Below are 23,460 nucleotides of genomic sequence, written 5' to 3'. Positions count from 1 at the left end.
TTGTTTTCCTTTTCTCCATTAATTTGCTTGTGTTTCCATCTCAAAGATCTTTAGATCCTTAATCCAGACCTCACTTACCTCTCCTCGTAAATCAATTCCACGGACAACAAAGAATGGACCTAAATCAGGATGCTGTTCTTTACTTCGTTTACTGATACTAGAAATTTGAACGATTTTTGTATTAGTTAATACAAAGTCAACAACCTCTTTTTCTCCTACATTCTGATTCTTATCTGTTTTTTCGGTTGGTTTCTCGGTTGTTTTTTCATTTGAGTTCTTCGTTGTTTTGTCTGTTGGTTTATTTGTTGAGTTTTCCGATGTTTTCTTTGATGATTTTTCTGCCGATTGTTCAGTTGTATTGGCGGCAACCTTATGATCATCCGTGGTAACACTTCCGGTAGTTTCAGTTACCTTTTTAGTAGTTTGATTGGTTTCTTTCGCTTTACTTGCAGGTTTATTATTGGCTTCAACCGACTTTTTCCCTCCAGCATCGGAAGCTGTTTCTTTACCAAAGCAACCACTTAAGCTAATTAATGCAAATGATAACAGTAAGACAAAGATGATTTTGCCTGATCGTTTCACCTTTTTTCCCCCTTTAAAACTAAGAAACATATGATTGGTGAAATTACACCGATTTTTCCTATCACTTAGTAAACTATTTTTATACGCCCTTACAAAAAGGAGGAAAAAAGCACCTGCCTCAATGAACAAAGTTCAGGTGCTTTTTTCTTTTACCAATTAACTCGCAGGCCAAATGGACTCTGCCCACTCTGGATGATCGATGAATGGATTACGATTTCCTTGAATGGATTGAATCACATCGTTTCTGTGCTTTTCAAAGGCATCCGGTGGATCCATTTTACTCCATTGAAGGAGGACAGACTTTTTGCCATGGAATGGCGTTGGATACGTATTCACCTTGTCAGCTAGCTCAAGGTTAAGCTCCCCGCCGTCGCCCTCATAACGGACATCCATGTACATAAGCATTCGAGCAATGTCACCTTTTACACGATCTGGCGGCTCGAAAGAATCGCTATCATATTTACATTGAGCACACTCCCCTTGAGGATTGCCGCCATTATCAAAATCCAAATGGCCGCGTGTGCTGTTTACTGATGCGTCAGCTGGTCGTAAATGATGAATATCTGTTCCAGGACCAACACTTGTTCCAAAATTACCGTGAGATTTTGCCCAAACATGCTCACGATTCCAATCGTTGACTCCTGAACCAAAGGTTGTTTTTGCCTGTGATCGACCCGTGTACAAAAGTATGACGTTATTGGAATTGTTGGGATCCTCGTCGGTTTTCTTTAAAGCTTCCGTTACTTGAGCATACGTTAATTTCGTTTGCACTTTAATGATATTGTGTAGAGCAAGCTTCAGGTCGGAACCTGTTTTTCCAGCAGCAGCCTGGTAATAAGGCTCTACGTCCCCTCCTGGTGTAGAACCTGCTGTTACGGTTACAGTAAAAGACACACTAGTCGTTTTCGCTCCGTCATTTGCTGTTACCGTCACATTGACTGTACCTGCCGTTGCTGTAGGAATCATTAACGCCGATCCTTGAACAATGCCGACAGTTGATGTGTACGTTAACACATCACCATCTGGATCAGCAAAATAGTCATTTAAATTAATGGATAATGTTGCATCTTTTTGAATGGTGAAAGCAGGAAACGGGTTGGATTGCACAGGTCCCTGATTCACTTTTGGCACCGTTATGGGAGAAGGGGTAATGACTACTCCATCAATGGTTGTACATTTGATCTTAGATGGGTCCACTCCATCTTTTACTGTCCATTTTTGAACCTTTTCAACGCCCCTGATTTGGCTGATATTCGCATTATCTATGATGACTTCTTTAACTTCTACGCCGCCAAAGTCAATAACAGCTGCGTCTCCTGGTTCTGTTGGACTAAGTGTGACAATGGTATTCTTTAACCCTTCGCCACCAAGCTTAGCGAAAGAGCTTTTTAACACAATTCCTTCCGAAATCACCGAAGCAGAATCCATGGTAATGTCAGTAGCTGCGTGGGTCACGGTTAACTTTTTCGTTTTAAATCCGCTTAATTTGTAAACCTTCGTTGATGCTGGCGGTGTTACCGGTGGTAAAACCTCTTCGGTTGCTTTTAATTTTGTCTGGATTAAGACTGGGTCATGATCACTTGCACGTCCATGTACTTCCATGAATCCAGAGTTAATGTGTAAGATATCGACAGTCGTGTTGACTACCATATTGTTCGTAACTAAGACATGGTCTAATTCTTGGGCGTTACCTTGGTATGAGTAATTGTAACGCTCCCTTTCTGGAACGAAGCCAACCATGTTGGTTAATTCATTTCCTTTTGCAATTTCTAACGTTTTAGTGAATTCAAAATCATTAAAGTCGCCAAGCAAGACAACATTGGCATTGGCATCCTTTGATTTCACATCTTTTACGAAGTTATTAACAATCCCAGCAATTTTATGACGTTGTATTTCACTGCTCAATACTGGTGGTTGAGTTTTACCAAACAATGGTTGGTCGCCGCTTTTAGAGTTAAAGTGATTAGCCACCACGATAACACTTTGGCCTTGGAAATCAAATTGCGCAGCCAGTGGCTTCCTGCTTGAGTTAAATGCAGAATTGGTTGGATCAATCCGTCCTGGATTTAGGGTAAGTTTGCCATTTTCAAAACCTACAGCCTGTGTCGCTGCTCCTTTAGGTGCTCCTGCAGTTAATGAAACACGAGCTTTGTTGTACAGGAAGGCAACACGAATATTTCCACCAGGTGCCCCGCCATCTTGATTATTAATTGGCGCGATTTCAGTATACAAATAGTCCGGTCCGCCAAGAGTTTTGATCTTACTAATGATCTTTTGTGCACTTTGCGTACCATCTACAATACCGTTATCTGTTTCGCCGTTATTATCCTGGACTTCGTTTAGGCCAATAATGTCAGGGTTTTTCATTTTATTAACTATCGCATCAGCAATTTTTGTTACTTTATCGTCTGGAGTGACTGTTGAGAAATTCTCAACATTATACGTCCCAATCGTTAATTTGTCTGTTGCCGGCGTAATTTTTGTAGCTGCCCTTACAATTGGTGTTTCAGTTAGGGTTGGTAAACTGGATTCTTGAGTCATGACTTTAAAGTTGCTATAACCGTAGTTCACAACACCTTTTATTGCTCCGGTATAATAGTCACCCATTTTAGCACGGTACGACTTATTAGCCGTAGCTCCATTTCTTACATCGACACCAATCCGATCTGGGTTATAATCTGTGGCTGTAATTCGTAAACCACCAGGATCAACGTTTGTAGGATAGTTTTTCGGTACAACCCAAACCAATCCATCTTTTTGAAGCGCAATCACTTTTGCGTCATCTACTTGAACATACATACCTTCAAGGCTTTCCCAGAAATCGATGGCATCCTCTGCTGGATCAAACTTAGCAAATTGGTCATTATCAATGATTTCTGGTGGAGCAATACGGTCCACACCAAGCTTGATTGGGGCTGGTAGCGGAGTTGTTCCACTTTTTGTGATCGTTGAAGCTTCAATTTCAGTAATAGTTAAGTCTGTTGATGTTTTCTCAGCATATCCTTCGCCGTAGTATTCTGTAACTTTTCCCGTTACTTTTACTCGGTCACCAATTGACACACCATGACTGGACTTGAAGACCAGAATTCCGTCAGAAGTACTATCATCACCGTCACCTTGCAGATCTTGGATAAAGAAACGGCTAGTACCATCAATATAGGTTACAACGCCCTCTACATCAGTTACCGTCTTGCCGTTAAAAATCGATGTGTGAGATTTCCCTTGAATATCATAAATGTGAACCGCACCATCTTGGATGACATAATCAAACGTTGCAATTGGACTATTAGTCATTCCAGCTTTCACTGCTACTGCCTTAATTGTAGTTGCTTTAGTTATAACAATTGGCTGTGTGAATACTGGGCTAGTAGCGGTTGGTTCACTTCCATCCAACGTATAATGAATGGATGCACCACTTGTACCAGTCGCTAAGGTGACCTGTGTACCCGAATTCACCATACCCGAGCCTGGCGTAGCGACAACCGATTGAACAATGCTGGAATCTTGAATAATGTCGCCTTCATTCCGTGGAATTAATTGATACACTCCGTTAAAGGCACTTAGTACGCCCGTAATTTCTTCATAGGTTGTACCTGTTGTCAGCATGGAGGAGCTTGGCGGCCGGATTTGGAAGCTTGTTCCATCACCATCTGTTGCCGTATAGTTACCGCCAGAGAACGCACCTACTGTTACATTTTTTAGTTTTAAAAGCTTTGCTTCTTTACTTTCTTGTAAATCCGCTGCCTTGACAAGCTCGGCTGCCGGAACAGTTTCTGTACCTGTAACCACAATATCTTCATGATTAGCTTCAATTTCAAGTAACGTGGAATATTCCGTTAATTTACCTGAAACAGTGATTTTGTTTCCTGGTTGAATAGTCGTGCTGTCAGTTGGTGTATAAGCCACAATCCCTGCTGTTGCATCTTGGAAGTAGATAGCTCTTCCTAAAACAGCTGTTACAACGCCGCTGGTTTGAACATTTGATTGCAGTGGCATAGCTCTGACTGCAGCAATGGAATTGGCTTGTAAAATCGTATAAGCCAATGTAGCTACATCGCTGTTATCTAAGCCCGCCTTGACCCCAATTGCTTTGATCGTCACATCTTCATTAATGACAATTGGAGCTTTATATTCAGAGCTTGAAGCAGTTGGCTGTGAGCCATCCGTGGTGTAATAAATTTTTGCATCCGCCGTTGCTGTTGATAATGTGACAGACGTTCCAGCGGCTACTGCACCTGCTACTGGGGTTGCGGTTACATTCGCCACCTTCGTTTCAACTGGTGTCGAACCGCCATCCATCGTATGTGAACCAAGATAGGTAAAAACATCTTTCCCCATATTATCCCATTCTAATGCTGGATCAAAGGCGTCATCCGGATTCTTATCTCCAGTGGTAACGGAGCTTTTGCGTACTAAAGTTTGATCAATGGTTTTCACCGTAGTTCCCCAGTTGATCCTCTCTCCCACTTTTCCAATCACATCAATGATTGCTCCGTTATGTTTTAATACAATCGCGTCATCGCCATTAAAGTTGATAACGGTTTTGCCTGCATCCAATAGGTTTGCTTTAGCTACAATGGTCGCATCCGCATCACTGCGTGAAATAACAAAAGTAGATCCATTGGCAAGCGTTGCAGTTGGATCAGAAGATAGTGCCATTTTAAGGGTTGTTGTGGTAGCACCATTAGCGTAATGTTCAAGCGTGTATTCACTTAACTTAACCGCTGCACCAGTGCCATTATAAACTTCAATGGCTTTGTTGAAGCTACTGCCCTCGATATATTCTGAGATGAATAGATCCGTAGCATTTGTCGCGGCCGTCACTTTTCCTGCAAAGTTTGGTAAAACTAAGCCAAGCAATAAGATCACAACAAGAAATAAACTGCTGCTTTTTCTCCTCTTCCTACTCAATTAATCACCCCATAAATAATAAGTATGATTTAGTCTTATAAGGGGTCTGACCCCACTTAAAATACCAACTGTGGGGTCTACCCTTTTTTTCTTACGTCTGACTTCTGTTTTTGATTAATCTTCGAAAATGGTTTCGCCTTCGACAATTACATTAGAAAGCTCAACACTCGTATTACCTTTTAAGGTAAGGTTCCCTTTCACCGTAGCGTTTTCAAGCTTAGCCACACCATTTACATCAACAATGACGTTTCCAAAGTAAACCTTTGGATTGGCCGTAGTTCCACTGAAGGATGCGGCTGGAACAGTTTGTGGAAGCACGTTAATGATCCGTCCTTCTACCTGAGCGTTCACCGATTTATTTGGCTGTGCTTCAATATAGTCACGGAACATTTCCCAATCTACGAAACCTGGCTCACTTACACGTCCTTCTGAGTAAGCTTTAGCGAACATTGTGAATCCGTCGCCGCCTTTAGCCGTGAAAATATTCGTTGCTACGAAATAGTTTTTCGCTAAGTCTAATGCCTTATAGCTACCATCTTGGCCTTTGACTTCAATCGTTTGGATTTTTTGACCAACTGGTTTAGAGCTGTCATACGTAACTTTCAATCCTGAAACCTGTAAGAATCCGCCGAATGCAGTTGTTGGTGCATCCTTCACACTGTATTCAAGCGCCTCTTTAATCTCAGAACCTTTTAAATCCATGATTCCTAATGCGTTACCAAATGGTAGGACCGTAAAGATATTGGCTAACGTAATGTTTCCAGCGTTAAGGGTCGTGCGAACGCCTCCGCCATTTTGAAGCGCAATCACTGTATTTGGATTGATTGTTTTGGCTTTTGCCAGCATACCGTCAGCAATAAAATTACCTAGATTTGTTTCCCCCGTACGAGCCGCAGGATTTCCCCCAACTAATGTATTGACAGTTGTACCAACTACTGTTGCTTTCTTTTGATCGATGGCTGGCTTATATTTTGTGTTTAAGATGTTAGCTGTAGCAGGATCTTCCGCATACGTGCTAATATCTAGAAGTTTACCTGTTGTTTCTGGAACGATTACTTTTCCAGAAGCATCGAAAGTTACATCCAATGTTCCAAGGAACTTGTTGTATTCATTCGCTTGAACTATAACTGTTGGCTCATCTCCCGTTGTATCAAACACCGGAGCAGATAGCTGTGTATGTGAGTGGCCGCCGACAATCACGTCGATTCCTTCAACGGCTGCCGCTAATTGTTTATCATTGTCCCAAACAAGGGAATCGTCAAAGCCAATATGGGTTAACGCAATGATTTTGTTTACACCTTGCGCTTCAAGGGCAGCAACTGATTTTTTAGCCTCTTGAATATAATCCTCGAATACAACTCCAGCTCCAGGGCTTGAGATGGTAGGAGTCTCTGCGGTTGTTAACCCAAAAATTCCAATTTTTTCCCCATTTACAACCTTAATGATTCCGTTGTAAATTTCGCCGCCAGATGGATTATTGGTTGTGACACCGTCATGGAAGCGAGATTGTAAATTGGTATCCTGTGCAAAGTTTACGTTCGCACTAACAAACGGGAAGGATGCACCTTTTACAAAGTTAGACAGTACTGCAGTGCCCATGTCAAACTCATGGTTTCCAAATGTCATCGCATCATAACCAGCTAAATTCATGAACTCTACATCGGCTAATCCTTGATACTCATTAAAATACAGGGTTCCAGAGAACACATCTCCAGCATCCAGTAATAATGCATCAGGTTTTGTAGCACGAACCGACTTAATAGCGGTCATTTTCTTAGCCACATTATCAAGATTGGCGTGAGTATCATTTGTGTGCATAACATTCAATGTATATTTTGCATTTCCATCTAAAACATTTATCGTTAATTCTTTCGTTCCATTCACGGTGAATTCTTGTTGCAAATTATACCAGTGTTTTTCTGAATCGAGCCAAATTCCTTCTAGCACGTAGCTGCCGTTCGGTAGTGGCGTGCTAAAGCGTCCATTCACATCTGTTGTTATGTCATACCATTTCACTTCACCAGAAGTAGTGTGAACACTGAACACTATATTCGGTAATACTTCATTACCTTTCTTCACAACGCCCGTCACATTTGGTGTCAGATCCACTGGTCCATCCTTAAGTACATCGATGTTCAATTGCAGCGTACCAGAAACCGTAAAGTTCTTCTGTAGAACATACCATTTACTTTCAGCTTGATCCCAAATACCATCAATAGTATAAGAACCATCTGCTAGCTTTAAGGCATAGTTTCCATTTGCATCCGTTTTGGCGTCAAACCACTTTGTTTCGCCAGTTGAGGTATGGATACTAAATACGGTGTCGTTCAATGCTTTCAATCCTTTTGTCACCGTTCCAGTTACGTTTTCTTTGTTAACAGCTGTATCAATATCAATTAGTAATTCAGTTGCTCCTTCAAGCTTGCCAGACTTCATGCTGAAAGCTTTATTTAACTCATGCCATTTTCCAGCTGCACCATCCCAAATTCCGTCGACTTGATAGCTGCCATCTGGCAAGTTAAAATTGAATTTTCCATTCTTATCCGTTACCGCATCGTACCATTTTCCATCTGTACTATGTACGCTAAATGGAATATTGGTTAAAGTTTTGGTGCCATTTTTAACAAATCCCGATAGATTCCATGTTCCTTCAGCAGGATTTAATCCATCGACTACTAATTCATGCAATCCATCTACTAGACCATTTTTTATCGTAATAGTTTTGCCAAGCGGATACCACCTTGGCGCAACCCAGACACCTTCAATCTTGTAGGTACCATCTGCTAGATTGTGAGTAAAGACTCCATTCGCATCAGATGTGAAATCAAACCATTGATCGGTGCTAGTATTCTTAAAGCTAAAGGTGACATTGGCTAATTTTTCATCCCCCAATACCAGCTTTCCTTGGCCTGGGACTGCTCCTGGATCGGGTTGAGGCTCTTGAACAGCCGCTTCCCCTTTAAACTCAATTTCCCCGATACGGCTTGTTCCGCCGGAAGCAACTGGGCTGCCATTGATTGCTGTGTCAGTGGATTTTAACCATCTAACATAGACTACATCCTTATCATTTGCCGCACTAGGCAGTGCAACATTCGTTAAAACTCCACTCGTCCAATTGTTGCCTACCGTTACAGTAGCACCTGGGACATCATTCCATGTGGAATTATCTAAGCTATATTGAACTTTAAAATCTTTTGGTCCTGTATTGGAACCTGATTGTTTAGAAGATAGGGTAATATTTTGATAACCTTTTGTAGAAATGGATACCTTCCAGAATGAAGGATTGGCTGTCCACGGCGAGGCATTGGGTACCGTGATTCCTGTTGTAGGTCCTGCAACATAGGTTGTGGAAATAGTTGTCCCAGTTGCGGATAAAAGTTTGTCTGTGTTTGCGGCAATTCCTGATGTAGCTTGTAGTTTATTTGTGTTGCTAAAATCCCACTTCGCCAAAGATACCGGCGCAGCGACTGCTTTTACACTGATTGGGACTACCATCGCTAATAGTAGAATGGCTGTTAAAACCATGCTAATCCATTTTTTAGATCTGCTAAACAGCTTTGTCACAGTTTGATTCCCCCCTATTAAGTTTGCTAAAACTAAAATTTAGAACGTTTACTACTATATTTGTCATTTTCGATTCCTTCCAAAAACCACCTCCTTAACCAATAGGTAAATACTACTACTAGTGTATAATTATTTTTGACAGAATACTATATTTTTTCAAAACTTTAGAAATACTCAATATTACTGGTGAAATATACTATAAATACTAACTACTATTTGGTAAATAAGTGCAATCAAAAAAGGATCTGTTTACTTATAACCCCGTTTAAATGGATAAATGCAAAAAAACTACAGGGACAAGCATATGAATCTTATCCACTGAAAAGTGGGGACTGTCCCCTTTTTATTAGGTAATTTATGTTAAAATCTAGTAAACTCCCATGAAAAGGAGCATTATATATGGAAAATTAGGGTTAAAAATGATGATACTTAGAGGAGTTGAGTGGGGGAAAAGGTTCCCTCAAATTCAATTTCGCCTGTTTGGACTGAAACCGCAAAGCTACCGCTGTAAAAGAAGAGCCCTAGTAAATATCCAGTCCATCGATTTCTAAATGCCTGTTTGTGCTTGTGCAATCCAAAGGCGGCTAACCCCTTTTGCCTCGTACTTTAGCCACGATACGTGCGGCAATAAAGAAGAGAAGAAAGGAAGCAAAAAGCAGAACCGGGCTTAGTGGGAATCATTTTACTTACGTTCCTTTCATCGACAAGTGAAGACATTTTAACCCGTGGATACGTGTTCAAGTATCTACCAAATCATTGGTCAACCGGGATGCTGGTGGTCGTCTCTTCAGTGATCTACGTTTTCAATCACATCTAACGTCTCGGAGATGGATACACCCAGTGGATCATGCTATTTCTCATGGGACTTACCTATGCTATTCCATTTGCGGTGACGCGGTCTCTTTGGTTCACAGTCGGCTGTCATTGGGGTTGGAACACCGTGTCCCTGTTTAAAAGCCAGATTGGTAATTTCAGTAAATTCAAGATCATCGATCATACAACCGACTGGACCTATATCGTCACTATGCTCCTCTTCCTTCTCTTTGTGTGGGGACAGTCCCCCACTGCGCTAAAGCGCCGGGGGACTGTCCCCGCCAAAAATGAAACCGTCCGACGGTAACCTCGTCTAACAGGTAAGTGCAAAAAACTAAAGGGAACGAGGGTATGGAATGAAAAAATTCGGTTTGATTTTTGTTGTGATTCTGATTGTGGCCGGGGTGTTTGGGTACAAAATGGTCACGGCTGACAAAAGTGTAAGCATTAAAACACAGGTAAAAAACTTTGGAGAAAAGAAAACCAATAAGGTACCAGAGGATTATACAAAAGAAGAAGCGCTCGAAAATGGAGACATCCTACAGGGACAAATTAAAGCGAAGGAACGGAAACGAATTAACGAGTTTAAAAAGAACGTAGAAGAGGGAAAACCTGACCTCCTTCGCTTTATTCGCTTCAATACGGATGACAAACCGGGAGAGATTACTGAATTTCAATTCAACGGAGAGATCATCTATTATAGCCAGGAAGCAAGAGATTTTGATGGTCAAAAGGAAATAGTTAGCGACTACTGCCAAAAAATCGAGAAGTTAAAGAAGCCTTGGGAAGGAACCTTTCTCACACACTGTCTGAATCCTAAAGGGGTATATGAGTTTTAAACGAAAAAAGTAGGGACAGTCCCCCGTCGCGCTAAAGCGCCGGGGGACTGTCCCCATTTTTTTATTTTGCTCGGTCCGCAAGCATCAATGCCCCTGTGATTCCAGCATTGTCGCCTAAACCCGGGCGCACGATGTAGTCGGATAGCTCTGGCAACGAAACGTAGTCATTTAGCAGTTCTGGCAAATACTTATAGATGGCTGCAAATACTGCTTCTTGATGGCTGACTCCGCCGCCAAGAATGATTTTTTTCGGAGAAAGAATCAGAATATATTGCATGAGAGCTTGAGACAAATAGTAGCCCTCTAAGTCCCAAACCTCCGGACGATCCACGAGATTCACACCCTTATCGCCCCAACGCGCTTCGATGGCCGGACCTGCTGCCATCCCTTCTAAGCAATCGCCATGGTACGGACATTTTCCTTGGTACGAATCCTCTGGGTGACGACGTAATAGGATATGTCCCATTTCCGGATGGGACCACCCTTGCAACAATTGTCCCTGGACAATCGCCCCGGCACCGATACCGGTACCAACCGTGATATACAAACAACTGTCCAAGCCCTTCGCCGCACCAAACGAAGCCTCGCCTAACGCCGCTGCGTTCACGTCCGTATTAAAGCCAATCGGCACACCGAACGCTTCCTTCAGCGTCTGTACGAACGGATAATCCTTCCACCCTGGCTTTGGCGTAGACGTAATATTTCCGTAGGTTGGACTCTCTTCATTAACATCAATCGGTCCAAACGATCCAATTCCGATCGCATCGACCGCAAATTTTTTAAAAAAGGCAATCACCTGTGGCATTGTCTCTTCAGGTACAGTGGTCGGGATTTGAATCCGCTCCACAATCGTCCCTTTTTCATCTCCTACCGCACAAACAAACTTTGTTCCGCCCGCTTCAATGGCACCTAGCATACAACAATTCCTCCATGCAAAAAATTTACTCTAGCATTTGTTCGAACCCAACACCGCTTCCTTTTTCGGCTTTTTCCAAATGATATAAAGCGCTGGAATCATTATGACATAAACAATTGGAAAAAGGCTAAAGGATACTGGTAAGAGCTGTTCAAAATCAAAGAACTTCCTCATTGCTAAAAACAGAAACACCCCAATGATTCGTCCCACACCGAGTGGAATTTCACGAATGATAATATAATCCAACCGCCGTTCCTTGTAATGAGGATCCTTCTCGATCGATTCGTAAATCATCGCATTCATGGATGTGTTAATCATATTCATTGCTACAGGAGAAACGATGCCGAAGACCACCAGCGACGCAAGCACCGGCATCGCAGATAACAAGGTCGAGCTTAAAAATACACTAAGCGAGCCTATTGCAAAAATGGCCAGCCGGAATTTCGGATTCGAAAACTTAGCGAGCACATAGAACGCGACAATCGCGACAATCTCCGCCGCCGTATTATACACCCCTAAGCTCAGCTCTCCACCCGCTACTTTGAATGTAATCATCGTAATTAAAAAAGTAGTATAGACACCAGAAACGATGCCATCTGCAAACATCACTTTGTACATCTTCTGCCATTCCGGTGAAGGCCGTTTAATGACATCCCAGAAATAGCTTTTGGTTGTAACCGGGCTTCCTTTGACTTTTAACGAAATCAAAAACGAAATGAAGAAAAACACACAGGTCGCAATAAACACCACATAATAACCAAACATACCGTTGTATTGTGAAATCAGCACCCCGGCTATAAGCGGTGCGATGACGCCTCCAATCGTTAGCAAGATCCCTTGCACATATAAAAACTGATCGCGCTTATCATTGGTCGTTAAATCTAACACGGCCATATGTACGCCCACATAGTACAGGCTCATGGCCAGGCCATTGGACATTCCCAGCAAAAAGATGTGATCTTGTAACGTATTATGGAAACCCAACATAATGAGATAGGTAATAAGATAAAAAACAAACCCTAACCGCATCGTAATCATCGGGCTTGTTTTCCTAGCAATCCAGGCACATACGCCGAAAAAGACAATAATCGCCAATGACCAGTACAAGCTATAATAAGCGAGCAGGGAATACGTTTTATCCAATTTCCACAGAAACACACTCTGAAACACACCTGATAAACTACATCCAAAGGAAAAAAAAGTACTCATCAATAAATAAAACTTTAATTCCGTGGAAAAAGATTGAAATATTTTAAACATGGTTCTAATCTCCTTTAAAGCAGCGGGGGACTGTCCCCCGTCGCTTTAATGCGTTATAACGCCTTTTGACACTCCGAGGGAAGGATAGTCCGCCATCGCTACAGGCAATTCCTCTTTTGTAAAGCGGTGTGAGATAAGCGAGCTCACATCGACTACCTTTTTCGCGATTAATGCAATCGCTTCTTCGTGTGTAAAAGGGTTAATAAACGATCCTTTGATCGTTAATTCTTTTGAAAAAATTTCAAATGGGGACACAGAAATCATCGTGTCAGGGGCAGCCACTCCAAACAGCAGCACCTGTCCGCCTTTCGCCGCCGATTTCACCGCCAACTCCATGCTTTCCGGCCGGCCGACACATTCAATGACAACATCTGCTTCCAGCTTCGCAGCCTCCATCGGGTGTATTACCTCATCCGCCCCGAGCTGATACAAAAGCTCTTTTTTATTTTCAGCCGGTTCACTGACAACGATAGACTGGACATGCTGATGCTTCACTAACTGTAAAAACAATTGACCGATGAATCCGCCGCCGATAATCAATACTTTGCTCAGTGGTGACAGGTTTATTTTTCTAAAACCATGCAACACACAGCCTAACGGCTCCACCAATGCCGCTTCATCGAACGTCATCTCATCGGGAATCGTATAGCCATTCGCACTCGGCACCGTACAATATTCCGCCATGCCGCCGTCTCTTGTGACACCTACCGCCTCAAGATTCGAGCATAAATGCACTCGATTGCTGCGGCAGTAATCACAGGTTCCGCAGTATATATTCGGATCAATCGACACGCGGTCGCCTACTTGTAAACTCGATACCTCTGAACCTACTTCCACCACTTCACCCGCTAACTCATGGCCAAGCACGATTGGAGGATGAACCTCGGCAGAACCCGGATGGCCGTGGTAAATATGTTGATCTGTTCCGCAAATGCCGCAGCTTTTCACCTTCACAACTATTTCATGTGCGAGCGGTCTCTGATTTTCCCACTCTACTACTTCCAACTGCTTCGTTCCCTTTAACACCGCTGCCTTCATTCGCCTCATCCCTCCACACTATTGATCGCTTTTACTCGTAACGTATCCCATGGAATCTCTTTACCCTGTGCCTGCTCGATTCGAATCGTTCGCGACTCACCAGCCAGCAGATCAAAGAAGTTATCCTCTATCACCAGTTGCTCCACGTCGAGCTCAATCGTAACCATCCTTGCTAGGGAATTCGTTGAAACGGTCAACTCGTTCGTCTCGCGGTCAACGGAGACTAGCAACTGCGCCTCTCCTAATCTCAAATCCTTTTGATCGCGGAAATAATAGCTGTTTTCACCGGTTCGTTGATGTTTGGAACGGACGACCAGCACAGCCTCTTCCGGTTGCAGACCACCGAGCGCTTCGTGTTCAAGGATTGTCGCAATCTGTGTCGCCATATTGGCTTCTACATTGACCGTCCACTCTATAGAAAACACCTTTTTTCCGTAAAAATCGTACACGGAAAGCTCTATCTCATCTTGGTAGGCTTCTAACTTGTCATTCACCACCCAAACCTTAACGTCTTCCCCTGGTGTTTGATCAAGTGTCAAAAGGATCGGACTGAAGAATTTCCGTGCATAATGATAAGAAGCCTTTGGCAATAGATAATAATCAATCACCGACCAGCTCGTCCCCGGCCAGCAATCGTTCAGTTGCCAGAACAACGCCCCGCTTGTATGCGGCTTGTTACGGCGATAATGTTCAATCCCAAACTTTAAGCCCTCCGCCTGCGTGAGCATTGAATAGGCGATATATTCATTGAGGTCCTTCGGTGCACCCGTATACCCTTCCATTAACAATATGCCTTTTGGATGGTGGATATCTTTATTCCGGTACGCCATTTCTTCGCTTCCCCAGAAAAATTGTTCTTTAGGGATGTTCCGTTCGAGCGTATAGCGGTTTGACGAAGCATGCATGCCAAATTCACTGGCAAACAGCGTCGTGTCCGTTTTGAAATTTTTAAATGAAAGGCCTTCGATACTGTAATTGACGTGCTGCGGTTCCCCGAACACCCGCGGTTCAATGTTTCCGTGCCACACCTGCCAGTTATGCGTGTCGCCCTCTTCCCGGGAGTTATGGTCATTCCCACCAAATGGGGAACTTGGCCAAAACAGTCGTGTCGGATCGAGTTCCTCCAGCAATTCAGGCATTAGTTCATGGTAGATTTTCTCGCCGTAAAAAGGATGCGGAATCTCTCCGGAAGACTTTAATGCTTCATACAGCCAGTCATTCTCATTGTTGCCGCACCAAATCGCAAGGCACGGATAATTGCGCAGCCGCTTAACCACATGAATAATCTCTTCGCGCACATTCGCCATGAAGTTCTTGTTGTAATCCGGATACAGCGCACAGGCGAACATGAAGTCTTGCCATACGAGAATTCCGAGGCGGTTACACTCTTCGTAAAACACCTCTTTTTCATAAATGCCGCCGCCCCAGACGCGGAGCATATTCATGTTGGCGTCCTTCGACATCTGGATCAAGTGCTTATATCGGGTGTCAGGCACCGCTCCTATGAAACTATCAATCGGAATCCAGTTGGCTCCTTTGGCAAAAATCTTTTCCCCGTTTAGAACGAAGGTAAAGCTCGGCTGGCCGTTCTCGTCTCTTCGTCTGACTTCGATCGTGCGAATACCGATGGATTCTTGTTTTTCGTCGATTTTCGCCCCATCCGCTAGCAGCTCGACCTTTAGCTCGTACAGGTGCGGCGTACCGATATCATGGGTCCACCAAAGTTTCGGTTCGTCCACTTCCAGGACAGCTGCAGCTTTTTTCCGGTCCACTTTCACCTTTGTGGTGGTGATTCGTTCCTCACCGTCATGTAGGCTGATAAGGACCTCAAGTTCTTTTTCTCGTGTGTAAGAGGTGATGTCCACATCAACTGCAACGGTCGCCTTGCCATCGTCAATGCTTGTGGTTCTCGCAAACACATGGTCAATTTTCGCTGTCGAGCGTTTTTCTAGATGGACATCCTTCCAAATTCCTGCGGCGACGAGCCGTGGACCCCAGTCCCAACCATAATGACTTTGTGCCTTCCTGGTCCAAATTCTTTTTTTGCTAAAACCAGACCAGTAATATTGCACCTTATCCTTCACGTGGACATGAACGGGATCGAAGCGAACAGCCAGTACATTTTTCCCATGTTTGAGCTCTCGTGCGACTTCAAACGTATGGCTGATAAACATGTTCTCAGTGGACCCGAGCTCCACACCGTTTAAGTACACCGTTGCGAACGTATCGAGGCCTTCGAAAATAAGCTCGTAGCGGTCGCCTGACTGAATTTCCTCGTTGAATTCAAACGTCGTCCGATACCACCACACTTTTTCCTCGACCCACTGGCACTTCAAATCGTTATGCCCGTAAAAGGGATCGTCGATCAGTTTCCGTTCAATTAAGGTAGAATGAACATCCCCCGGCACCGCGGTGGTCATCCAAAAATAATCAATATACTCAGGCGAAGCCACCTCCAGTTCACGTGCAGCCCCCACATCAAAATACTTTAACTTCCAATTATCATTCAGTTTCATAGAAACCTCACCTGCCTTGTTGTAAGCTCATTTTTGTAAAAAACAAACGAAAGGCCAAAATCGCGTGAACAATTTTGGCACTATAAACAACTACTTTATATAGGTCAATGAATCTAATATTTCTTGTACACTTAACTCCGCGCAAGCCATCGACGTATCGGCCACACCGTAGAACATCTTGACCACATCGCCTTCCACCACAGCACCGCAAGAGAACACCACATTTCCAAAGAACCCTTCTACCTCATAGTCCGCTTCCGGCTCCAAGATCGGCTGATCAGAGCGCGCAATGACCTTTGTCGGATCCTCTAAATCTAGCAGCACAGCGCCCATGCAATAACGGTGATCCGTCGTCGCACCATGGTACAGTTCAAGCCAGCCTTTTTCCGTTCTAAACGGAACCGCTCCTCCGCCCATGCGCGCGCTATCCCACATGCCTTCGCGCAAACCTAGCAAATGCTTGTGGTTGCCCCAGTGTAATAGATTCGTAGATTCCGCAATCCACATCTCCGGCATCCCTACACTCTTTGGAACAGGTCGGTGAATCGCGTAATATTTTCCGTTTATTTTTTCCGGAAAAATTAACACGTCTTTATTTTCCGGTGCAAAAATCATTCCGTGGTGTTCATACGTTACAAAGTCCTTTGTGGAAACCATCGATTCCCCTACACCAACAGGTGAAACTGCACTGAAATAAACATAATACGTATCTTCAATTTGCGTGATCCGTGGATCTTCAATTCCAAATGTCTCTAACTCATTGGAAGGATACACAAACGGTTTCTCATCAATCGTAAAATGGTGACCGCCGTCGTTGCTGCGGGCAATGCGTAAATATGCGATCGATGTTAAGTATTCAAAGCCTTGTGTATCGCCGTTGCGACGAATCACACGCGGATCGGAAAAATCATACGTCGTATCATCCAAACGGAACTCGATAATTTCCAGCTCGTTTGTTTGTGGATTATAAATTGGAGCCTTCACGATATTCGGGTCGTGACTAATCGGGCGCTCCGCCACGCGAAGCATCATGATAATTTCATCGTTGAAAGTGGTTACCCCTGCGTTAAACGCACCAATAACTTCGAAATCCTCGCGGTGAGGTGTCACATCTGCTGGAGTTACTAATGGGTTCTGTTCATATCTATATACGTTCATTGTTATAGTCTCCTCTTAACCTTCGTATTGTAAAAACGGATCAATTATCGTGATTTTTTGCGCTTCTGCATCGCTGATTCCTGCGTACATATCCGCCGTTCCATCAGCTTTTCGGACAAGACCGCCGCTGAATACCACATCTATTAAATCAGGACGCTTTGCTGGGCCAGGTAAAAAATGACTTCTTGTCGCAATTAACTCGATATCAGAGATAGCGCCGGTGTCTGGGTCGAGCGCAAACACCATTGGATAATAGTGACGGTTTCCTTCTTCATCAAATGAAGCGATGTGACCTAACACGCCGACAAGTCCGTTCGCAAGAAGATGCGGTTCGTTCGCTCCGCCCCACTGTTCGTCGATGAACTGACCTTCTAATAATGGAGCCTGCTCCACTACTTCAATCGTTAACTCGTCAAGAGAAGAAATACGTGTCCAGCCAATTTTTCCACGGCCGCCTTTTTCCCCTTGAGGTCTTGTTAACACACCGATACTTTCGTCCTTTAGTTCAACCAGGCGAAGGTCCTTCATGCCATCTGGCCCTTTAGCGAACTCCTTCAGGCTTGCAATGTTAGCGCCTTTGTAAAAAACCGTACGCCAGCCGAGGGCGCCTTCATTGATAGGGTGCGGGAAAATCTGCACGCCGCCCAACACGAGTTCTCCTGCAATTTTTGTAAAAAATGGATCCTGTAATTCTAGGACTGGTGCACCTTCTCGTGGCACCCACTGTCCGTCACGTTCAACAAAGAAATACACATTCGAATGTTCGCTGTCACGTGACTCGACACGTCCAGCAATGACAAGCTCCCCTTCGTCTTCAAACGGCGCCGAAATGTTATACACATCGTTTTCACCTACACCTGTGAAGACAATTTTTTCAGGATTCATCGGTGTTTTCGTAAATTCTTTTACCAGCTGTTCACAGGTTTTGACAGTTCCTTTCGTTAAAACGGTCATTACTTGAGATCCTCCTTTAAAATCATGGCTTCGTTGCCTACAATTATTCCAATTTTTCCATCATGAGCTGTTCGCTTGTTCGAAAGCAGCAAGCCGCTACCTGTTGTGAACCCTTCAAGTGTTTTCGACTGCTCCGAAAAATTCAGCGCCACAAGAATTCGTTCTGATTCATTCCTTCTGACGAACGTCAACAATCCATCCTCGTACCGTAAAGATTCATAGGTTCCTAAGGTGAGAGCGGGGTGTTCCTTGCGCAAACTCATCAAGCTTTTATAAAAAGAAAGCATCGATTCCGGTTTGTCTAACTGATTTTCTACATTCGTTAGTGCCGCTTCATTCGGAACGGTAATCCATGGTTTCTGCTCAGAAAAGCCGACATACTCGCTTGCATCCCATTGCATCGGTGTCCGCGATTTGTCACGTGATTTGTCATTCGCGATGACAAGGGCCTCCTCATGTGACTTGCCAGCCTCCAGTGCCAGCTTGTAACCCATGATTCCTTGCACATCCTTCATTTTCGCGATGTCGTCCGTAATCCAGTCGCGCATGCCGATTTCATCACCGAAATAGATGAACGGCACCCCTCTAGCAGTTAGCATTAAGGTCGCAATGAGTTTCGCACGGTCCTCATCACCGCCAAATCGTGAAATAAAGCGGGACATATCATGACTGCCGAAGAACAGCGTCGGCACCTGCGTCTCGTCGTAGGCCGCCTCCGTGTCCGCGAGTTGCTGATACAACCTCTCCGGATTAAACTCCGCGATACTTCCGATATTGAAATTAAACACGACATCTAATTTACCTCGACCGGAATACTGTTTGAGGATGTTGATGTCCTCTGATCCCACTTCGCCGACGAGGAATTTATCCGGATACTGTTGAACAAAGGCAGCAATCTCCTCGATAATGTTGTGGATGCCTTCTTGGTCTTTATCATATAGATGCTCTTGTTCCTGTTTCGTGGCATCAAACGGATTGTCTGTGAACTCTTTATTTACTTTTAAAAAGTTGATGACATCAAGTCGGAAGCCATCGACACCTTTTTCTAACCAGAACTTCATGACCTCGAACATGGCAGCCTTCACTTCCGGGTTGGCCCAGTTTAAGTCGACTTGTTCCTTCGCAAAAGCATGATAATAATACTGCTGGGTCGCCTCATCGTACTCCCAGGCCGTCCCGCCGAAGAACGATTCCCAGTTGTTCGGCTCATCTCTCCAAATGTACCAATCGCGTTTCGGATGGTCCTTTGATGACTTCGACTCCTGAAACCATTGATGTGCGGAAGAGGTATGGTTGAGAACCAAATCGGCGATGACCTTGATGCCGCGCTGATGGGCTTCTTTTATAAAAAGCTCAAACTCTTCCATCGTTCCGTACGCCGGGTCGATGCTCACGTAATCCGAAATGTCATAGCCGTTATCCACCTTTGGCGATGGATAAAACGGCGTCAGCCACAGGCCATCAATTCCTAGTTCTTTTAAATAGTCGAGCTTGGAAGTGATGCCGGCGAAATCACCCATTCCATCGCCATTTCCATCCTTAAAGCTCGGCATATAGATTTCATAAAAAGTCGATTGCTGCCACCATTTCACCATTTGATTGGACTCCTAACCATTGAAAACTTCGATTTTTCGGACTGGATTCTGTTTTTAATTGAGATTTGGTTTAGCTTCGATGGTGGGATTCCGCCAATTTTGTGAATTATTCCGCCAACTTTATGTGGAATTCCGCCACTTTTTGCATTTATTCCGCCAACTTTGGCCAGAATTCCGCCAACTTCAACGTTTTTTCCGCCAACTCAACAAACAAGGCCCCAGTCTAACAGATTATTTAAGTGTAAACTGCATTCCTTCTTGGAATTTTTTCGCAAAAAGTAAGAAAATGATAATGATCGGCATTGTTAGTAACACCGATGCTGCATACATTGGGCCTGGATAGCCGCCGTATGGTCCGAACATTTGTGATAGCAACACATTTAGGGTCAGCATGCTGTCGCTCTTCGCCACTAACATATCCCATAAAAGCTCTGTCCAACGCTCCATGAACAAGAACAAGAAAATAACTGACGTAATTGACTTTGACATCGGTAACACGATCTTGAACATGATCTGCAGCTCACTCGCTCCATCCAGCTTCGCGGCTTCGATAAACGTATCCGGGATCGCCTTGAAGAAGTTTGTGTACATAAACACCGCCCATAAGCTGAGTGCTTTTGGCAAAATCATGCCCCAGTAAGAGTCGTACATGCCTAGACGTTGAATCACTAGGAAAGTTGGGATTAGTAAAATAATCGCCGGGAAGAACATTTGGAACAAAATCACGTTGTTAACCGTGTCTCTTCCTTTGAAAGGAATTTTGGCCCAGCGCATAAGCGACCATAACACCCGTGACCATCATCAAGAACGTAGAACCGGCCGATACTAGGAAGCTGTTGAAGAAGGCGCTAATCCAAGGTCTTGGTATAACAGCTTCCCCTCCGCCTAGCAGCCACTCGTATGATTTCAAGCTAAACTGTGTGGGAATGAGCTTTTTATCGACTTGATCCCAATCAGCAAAGGAATTCAGTACCATATAAATGTATGGAAAAATCATGACTAGTAAGAGAACAACCGCTAGCACGTAGCGAAGCCATACTCCCTTTTTCTTAGCTCCATCCATTTCGTTTCCCCCACATTTCTAGAAGTTTTCGAATGATAAAAATAGAAATAAACGTGACAACGGAAGCAATGATGGCAATAGCAGAAGCATAACCCGCTTGAAGATTCGAGAACGCTCGTGTGAAAATCTCCATTTGCCACGTGTTCGTTGCAAAGTTTGGTCCACCGCCTGTTAACTGGTATACCTCGGTGAAAATACCGAATGTCACACCGATCGATAAAATCAAGACCGTAAATAATGCAGGATAAAGAAGCGGGAAGGTAATCTTCCAAAAACGCTGCCAGCCTGTTACTCCATCAATACTAGCGGCTTCGTATACTTCCTTATCAATGCTTTGAAAGCCTGATGTTAAAATAAGTGCATAATAGCCAGTGAATTTCCATGCAATAATAACGGCAACTGTAAACAAGGCTGCAAACGGTGTGCCGAGCCAGTCAATATCTAAACCGAACGTGCCGCGTAAAAATTCATTCACCGGACTGTTGTATGATAAAAGTCCTTTAATAATGAGCGAGGATACAACCCCTGACGCTAAGTACGGCAGGAAGAATCCGATTAAGAACAACCCTCTGAATCTTGGCAAACCTTGAACGATCATTGCCACAATAATGGATGAAGCGATTACCAATGGGACAAACACGGCCATAAATTTAAATGAAACGAAAAATGCCGATTGCACCCCTGGGCTTTTAAACGCCTCTGAATAATTTTCTAAGCCGACGAAACTAAACGTAGGTGCGATCAAATTCCAATCTGTGAACGATAGGAACAGTGACCATACTAGCGGGATGAGAAAGAAAACAATCGCGTATAAAAGATAAGGACTGGCAAATAGCCAGCCCAACCTTCCTTGCTTTGTGCTCATTACTTAAGAGCCCCCTCAATAGCCTTCTGCATATCCTTCCATGCAGTTTTTGGATCTTTTTCACCCTTTACTACTGGATTGAATGCCTGTTGGCCAATTAATGTTTGAATATCATTATATTTAGCGTTATCCATTGAAGGAATTCCGTTTGGAACAGCGGCTGCATATGGTTGTAATGCTGGGTTTTTGTCAAAGAACGCTTTGAACGCATCATTAGATGTTAAATCATCACGTGCAGGTGGTAAGCTTGTCTTTTCAAGCCATTTCACATCATTTTCAGGGTTAGCATACACCCATTTGATGAATTCCATTGCTGCTTTTTGCTGTTCTTTCGTTGCAGAAGCGTATACGACTAAACCTTTTGTATCAGCGAACGTCTTCGCATTAGCTGGGTCCATCTCATCTGGAACTGGCGGTAATGCTAATGTATAAGTTTCATTAAATTTCATATCTGGGAATTTGTCTGCCCAGTACGGAATAGTCCAAGGACCAATGTCAGTGAAGATTCCTAATCCTGTTTCAAAAGGATCTTTTGCTTGCTTTGGAAGTAACGCATTCTCTTTACGAAGACCATCAACTAATGAAAGAACTTGTTCGCCTGCTTTTGCATCACCAGTGAACTTTGTACCTTCCACGAACTTGTTACCGTTTGATGCTGCATCGTAAAGCATGAAGAAATCAAACCATCTCTTCCAAGCAGTTGGGTCAGCTAAATCAGCTTTAGCCCAAACATATTTGTCAGGATATTTTTCTTTTAATTTCTTAGCAACTGCTAACATTTCGCTGTAAGTTTTTGGCGCTTCGTTAAAGCCAAGCTCTTTTAAGATATCCAGTCTCCAGCCAAATAACATCGCGTTAGAGTAGATTGGTAATACATATTGGTGGCCGTCTGCGAACTCCCAGCCCTTCATGGTATTTTCCATCTTACGGCTTTCAGTTACATCCTTCCATCCATCTAATTCATCTAGTGGAACAAGCGCTTTACTATCTGCTAGTTGAGCCGCGAACCCACGGTTAATGTTTTCAGATAGAGTTGGCGCGCTGCCGCCAGCAATCGCTGATTGGATGCTTGCCTCTGATGTTGGGCTTTCCTTCATCGGACTTACGTTTACTTTGATCTTAGGATTTTCTTTCGTGAACTCGTCCGCTACTTCCTTCCAATACACTTGCTGTGTCGGGTTTGGAGCTGCCCAGAATTCAATTGTTGTTACACCATCTTTAGATCCTGCTGTTTTCGTATCCTTGTTTCCTGTTGAACAGCCTGCAAGGCCAGAAACAGTCAGTGAAGCTGCAAATAAAACCGATGCTACCTTTTTTATTTTCATCGTAAGTTCCTCCAATTATTAATATCTTGTCTTAATTTGAAGAAGTGTAAAACATGATTAC

At 43.7% G+C, this 23,460-nt stretch carries 13 protein-coding genes and 2 pseudogenes; 2 read left to right on the top strand and 13 right to left on the bottom strand.

From position 1 onward, the window contains the following. Positions 1-18: 18 nt before the first annotated feature. The 3 genes from QE429_RS05150 to QE429_RS05140 all read right to left on the bottom strand — a co-directional run bounded on the left by QE429_RS05150 (position 19) and on the right by QE429_RS05140 (position 9,057). Positions 19-582: a hypothetical protein gene (locus QE429_RS05150; RefSeq protein WP_307284783.1), complete on the bottom strand. Its 564-nt coding sequence runs from the start codon at positions 580-582 to the stop codon at positions 19-21. Between the two features lie 156 nt (positions 583-738). Continuing rightward, positions 739-5,493 (bottom strand): endonuclease, encoded by a 4,755-nt coding sequence (locus QE429_RS05145; RefSeq protein WP_307284780.1) that lies wholly within the window; start codon positions 5,491-5,493, stop codon positions 739-741. A 114-nt stretch (positions 5,494-5,607) separates the two neighbouring features. Continuing rightward, complete coding sequence (locus QE429_RS05140; protein WP_307284776.1) at positions 5,608-9,057, bottom strand: 5'-nucleotidase C-terminal domain-containing protein; 3,450 nt, start codon at positions 9,055-9,057, stop codon at positions 5,608-5,610. A gap of 670 nt (positions 9,058-9,727) precedes the next feature. On the opposite strand from QE429_RS05140, the pseudogene QE429_RS24415 reads away from it, so the two are divergent. Both QE429_RS24415 and QE429_RS05135 read left to right on the top strand, forming a co-directional pair. Next, positions 9,728-10,177 (top strand): annotated as a pseudogene (locus QE429_RS24415) (lysostaphin resistance A-like protein). Between the two features lie 49 nt (positions 10,178-10,226). After that, on the top strand, positions 10,227-10,709 hold the full coding sequence (locus tag QE429_RS05135; protein WP_307284774.1) for a hypothetical protein: 483 nt from the start codon (positions 10,227-10,229) through the stop codon (positions 10,707-10,709). Between the two features lie 61 nt (positions 10,710-10,770). Here the strand turns inward: QE429_RS05135 and QE429_RS05130 are convergent, their stop codons facing one another. From QE429_RS05130 to QE429_RS05085, 10 genes and pseudogenes are all read right to left on the bottom strand, one after another. Continuing rightward, positions 10,771-11,625: an ROK family protein gene (locus QE429_RS05130; RefSeq protein ID WP_307284771.1), complete on the bottom strand. Its 855-nt coding sequence runs from the start codon at positions 11,623-11,625 to the stop codon at positions 10,771-10,773. A 30-nt stretch (positions 11,626-11,655) separates the two neighbouring features. Beyond that, entirely contained in the window at positions 11,656-12,885 is a 1,230-nt protein-coding gene (locus tag QE429_RS05125; protein WP_307284769.1) for an MFS transporter, read from the bottom strand. Positions 12,886-12,930: 45 nt separating this feature from the next. Next, positions 12,931-13,923: a zinc-dependent alcohol dehydrogenase family protein gene (locus QE429_RS05120; RefSeq protein WP_307284767.1), complete on the bottom strand. Its 993-nt coding sequence runs from the start codon at positions 13,921-13,923 to the stop codon at positions 12,931-12,933. A 5-nt stretch (positions 13,924-13,928) separates the two neighbouring features. Beyond that, entirely contained in the window at positions 13,929-16,439 is a 2,511-nt protein-coding gene (locus tag QE429_RS05115; protein ID WP_307284765.1) for a beta-mannosidase, read from the bottom strand. A 90-nt stretch (positions 16,440-16,529) separates the two neighbouring features. After that, the gene (locus QE429_RS05110; RefSeq protein ID WP_307284763.1) at positions 16,530-17,597 is read right to left on the bottom strand and encodes a BtaManbiosPhlase; all 1,068 of its coding nucleotides are present in this window, start codon (positions 17,595-17,597) and stop codon (positions 16,530-16,532) included. Between the two features lie 15 nt (positions 17,598-17,612). After that, positions 17,613-18,551, bottom strand: coding sequence for an MTP-1 family protein (locus QE429_RS05105; protein ID WP_307284759.1), 939 nt, complete (start codon positions 18,549-18,551; stop codon positions 17,613-17,615). Beyond that, on the bottom strand, positions 18,551-20,143 hold the full coding sequence (locus tag QE429_RS05100; RefSeq protein WP_373463229.1) for a glycoside hydrolase family 13 protein: 1,593 nt from the start codon (positions 20,141-20,143) through the stop codon (positions 18,551-18,553). Before QE429_RS05100 ends, QE429_RS05105 begins: the two co-directional genes overlap by 1 nt. 234 nt (positions 20,144-20,377) lie before the next feature. Then, a pseudogene (locus tag QE429_RS05095) lies at positions 20,378-21,209 on the bottom strand (carbohydrate ABC transporter permease). Continuing rightward, positions 21,196-22,074 (bottom strand): carbohydrate ABC transporter permease, encoded by an 879-nt coding sequence (locus QE429_RS05090; RefSeq protein WP_307284754.1) that lies wholly within the window; start codon positions 22,072-22,074, stop codon positions 21,196-21,198. The pseudogene QE429_RS05095 and the gene QE429_RS05090 overlap by 14 nt, the downstream one beginning before the upstream one ends. After that, positions 22,074-23,399 (bottom strand): extracellular solute-binding protein, encoded by a 1,326-nt coding sequence (locus QE429_RS05085; protein WP_307284751.1) that lies wholly within the window; start codon positions 23,397-23,399, stop codon positions 22,074-22,076. Before QE429_RS05085 ends, QE429_RS05090 begins: the two co-directional genes overlap by 1 nt. Positions 23,400-23,460 lie beyond the last annotated feature (61 nt).

Origin of the sequence: Bacillus sp. SORGH_AS_0510 (assembly GCF_030818775.1) — a bacterium.
In the GTDB taxonomy this organism is placed as follows: domain Bacteria; phylum Bacillota; class Bacilli; order Bacillales; family Cytobacillaceae; genus Neobacillus.
The sequence above is the reverse complement of the archived record's forward strand: the minus strand, read 5'-3'. Positions and strand labels throughout refer to the sequence as shown.

Excerpts from the sequence above, each read along its gene's own strand:
- QE429_RS05115 (WP_307284765.1), bottom strand. The coding sequence starts at position 16,439 with ATGAAACTGAATGATAATTGGAAGTTAAAGTATTTTGATGTGGGGGCT.
- QE429_RS05090 (WP_307284754.1), bottom strand. The coding sequence starts at position 22,074 with ATGAGCACAAAGCAAGGAAGGTTGGGCTGGCTATTTGCCAGTCCTTAT.
- QE429_RS05135 (WP_307284774.1), top strand. The coding sequence starts at position 10,227 with ATGAAAAAATTCGGTTTGATTTTTGTTGTGATTCTGATTGTGGCCGGG.
- QE429_RS05105 (WP_307284759.1), bottom strand. The coding sequence starts at position 18,551 with ATGACCGTTTTAACGAAAGGAACTGTCAAAACCTGTGAACAGCTGGTA.
- QE429_RS05085 (WP_307284751.1), bottom strand. The coding sequence starts at position 23,399 with ATGAAAATAAAAAAGGTAGCATCGGTTTTATTTGCAGCTTCACTGACT.
- QE429_RS05110 (WP_307284763.1), bottom strand. The coding sequence starts at position 17,597 with ATGAACGTATATAGATATGAACAGAACCCATTAGTAACTCCAGCAGAT.
- QE429_RS05130 (WP_307284771.1), bottom strand. The coding sequence starts at position 11,625 with ATGCTAGGTGCCATTGAAGCGGGCGGAACAAAGTTTGTTTGTGCGGTA.
- QE429_RS05125 (WP_307284769.1), bottom strand. The coding sequence starts at position 12,885 with ATGTTTAAAATATTTCAATCTTTTTCCACGGAATTAAAGTTTTATTTA.
- QE429_RS05120 (WP_307284767.1), bottom strand. The coding sequence starts at position 13,923 with ATGAAGGCAGCGGTGTTAAAGGGAACGAAGCAGTTGGAAGTAGTAGAG.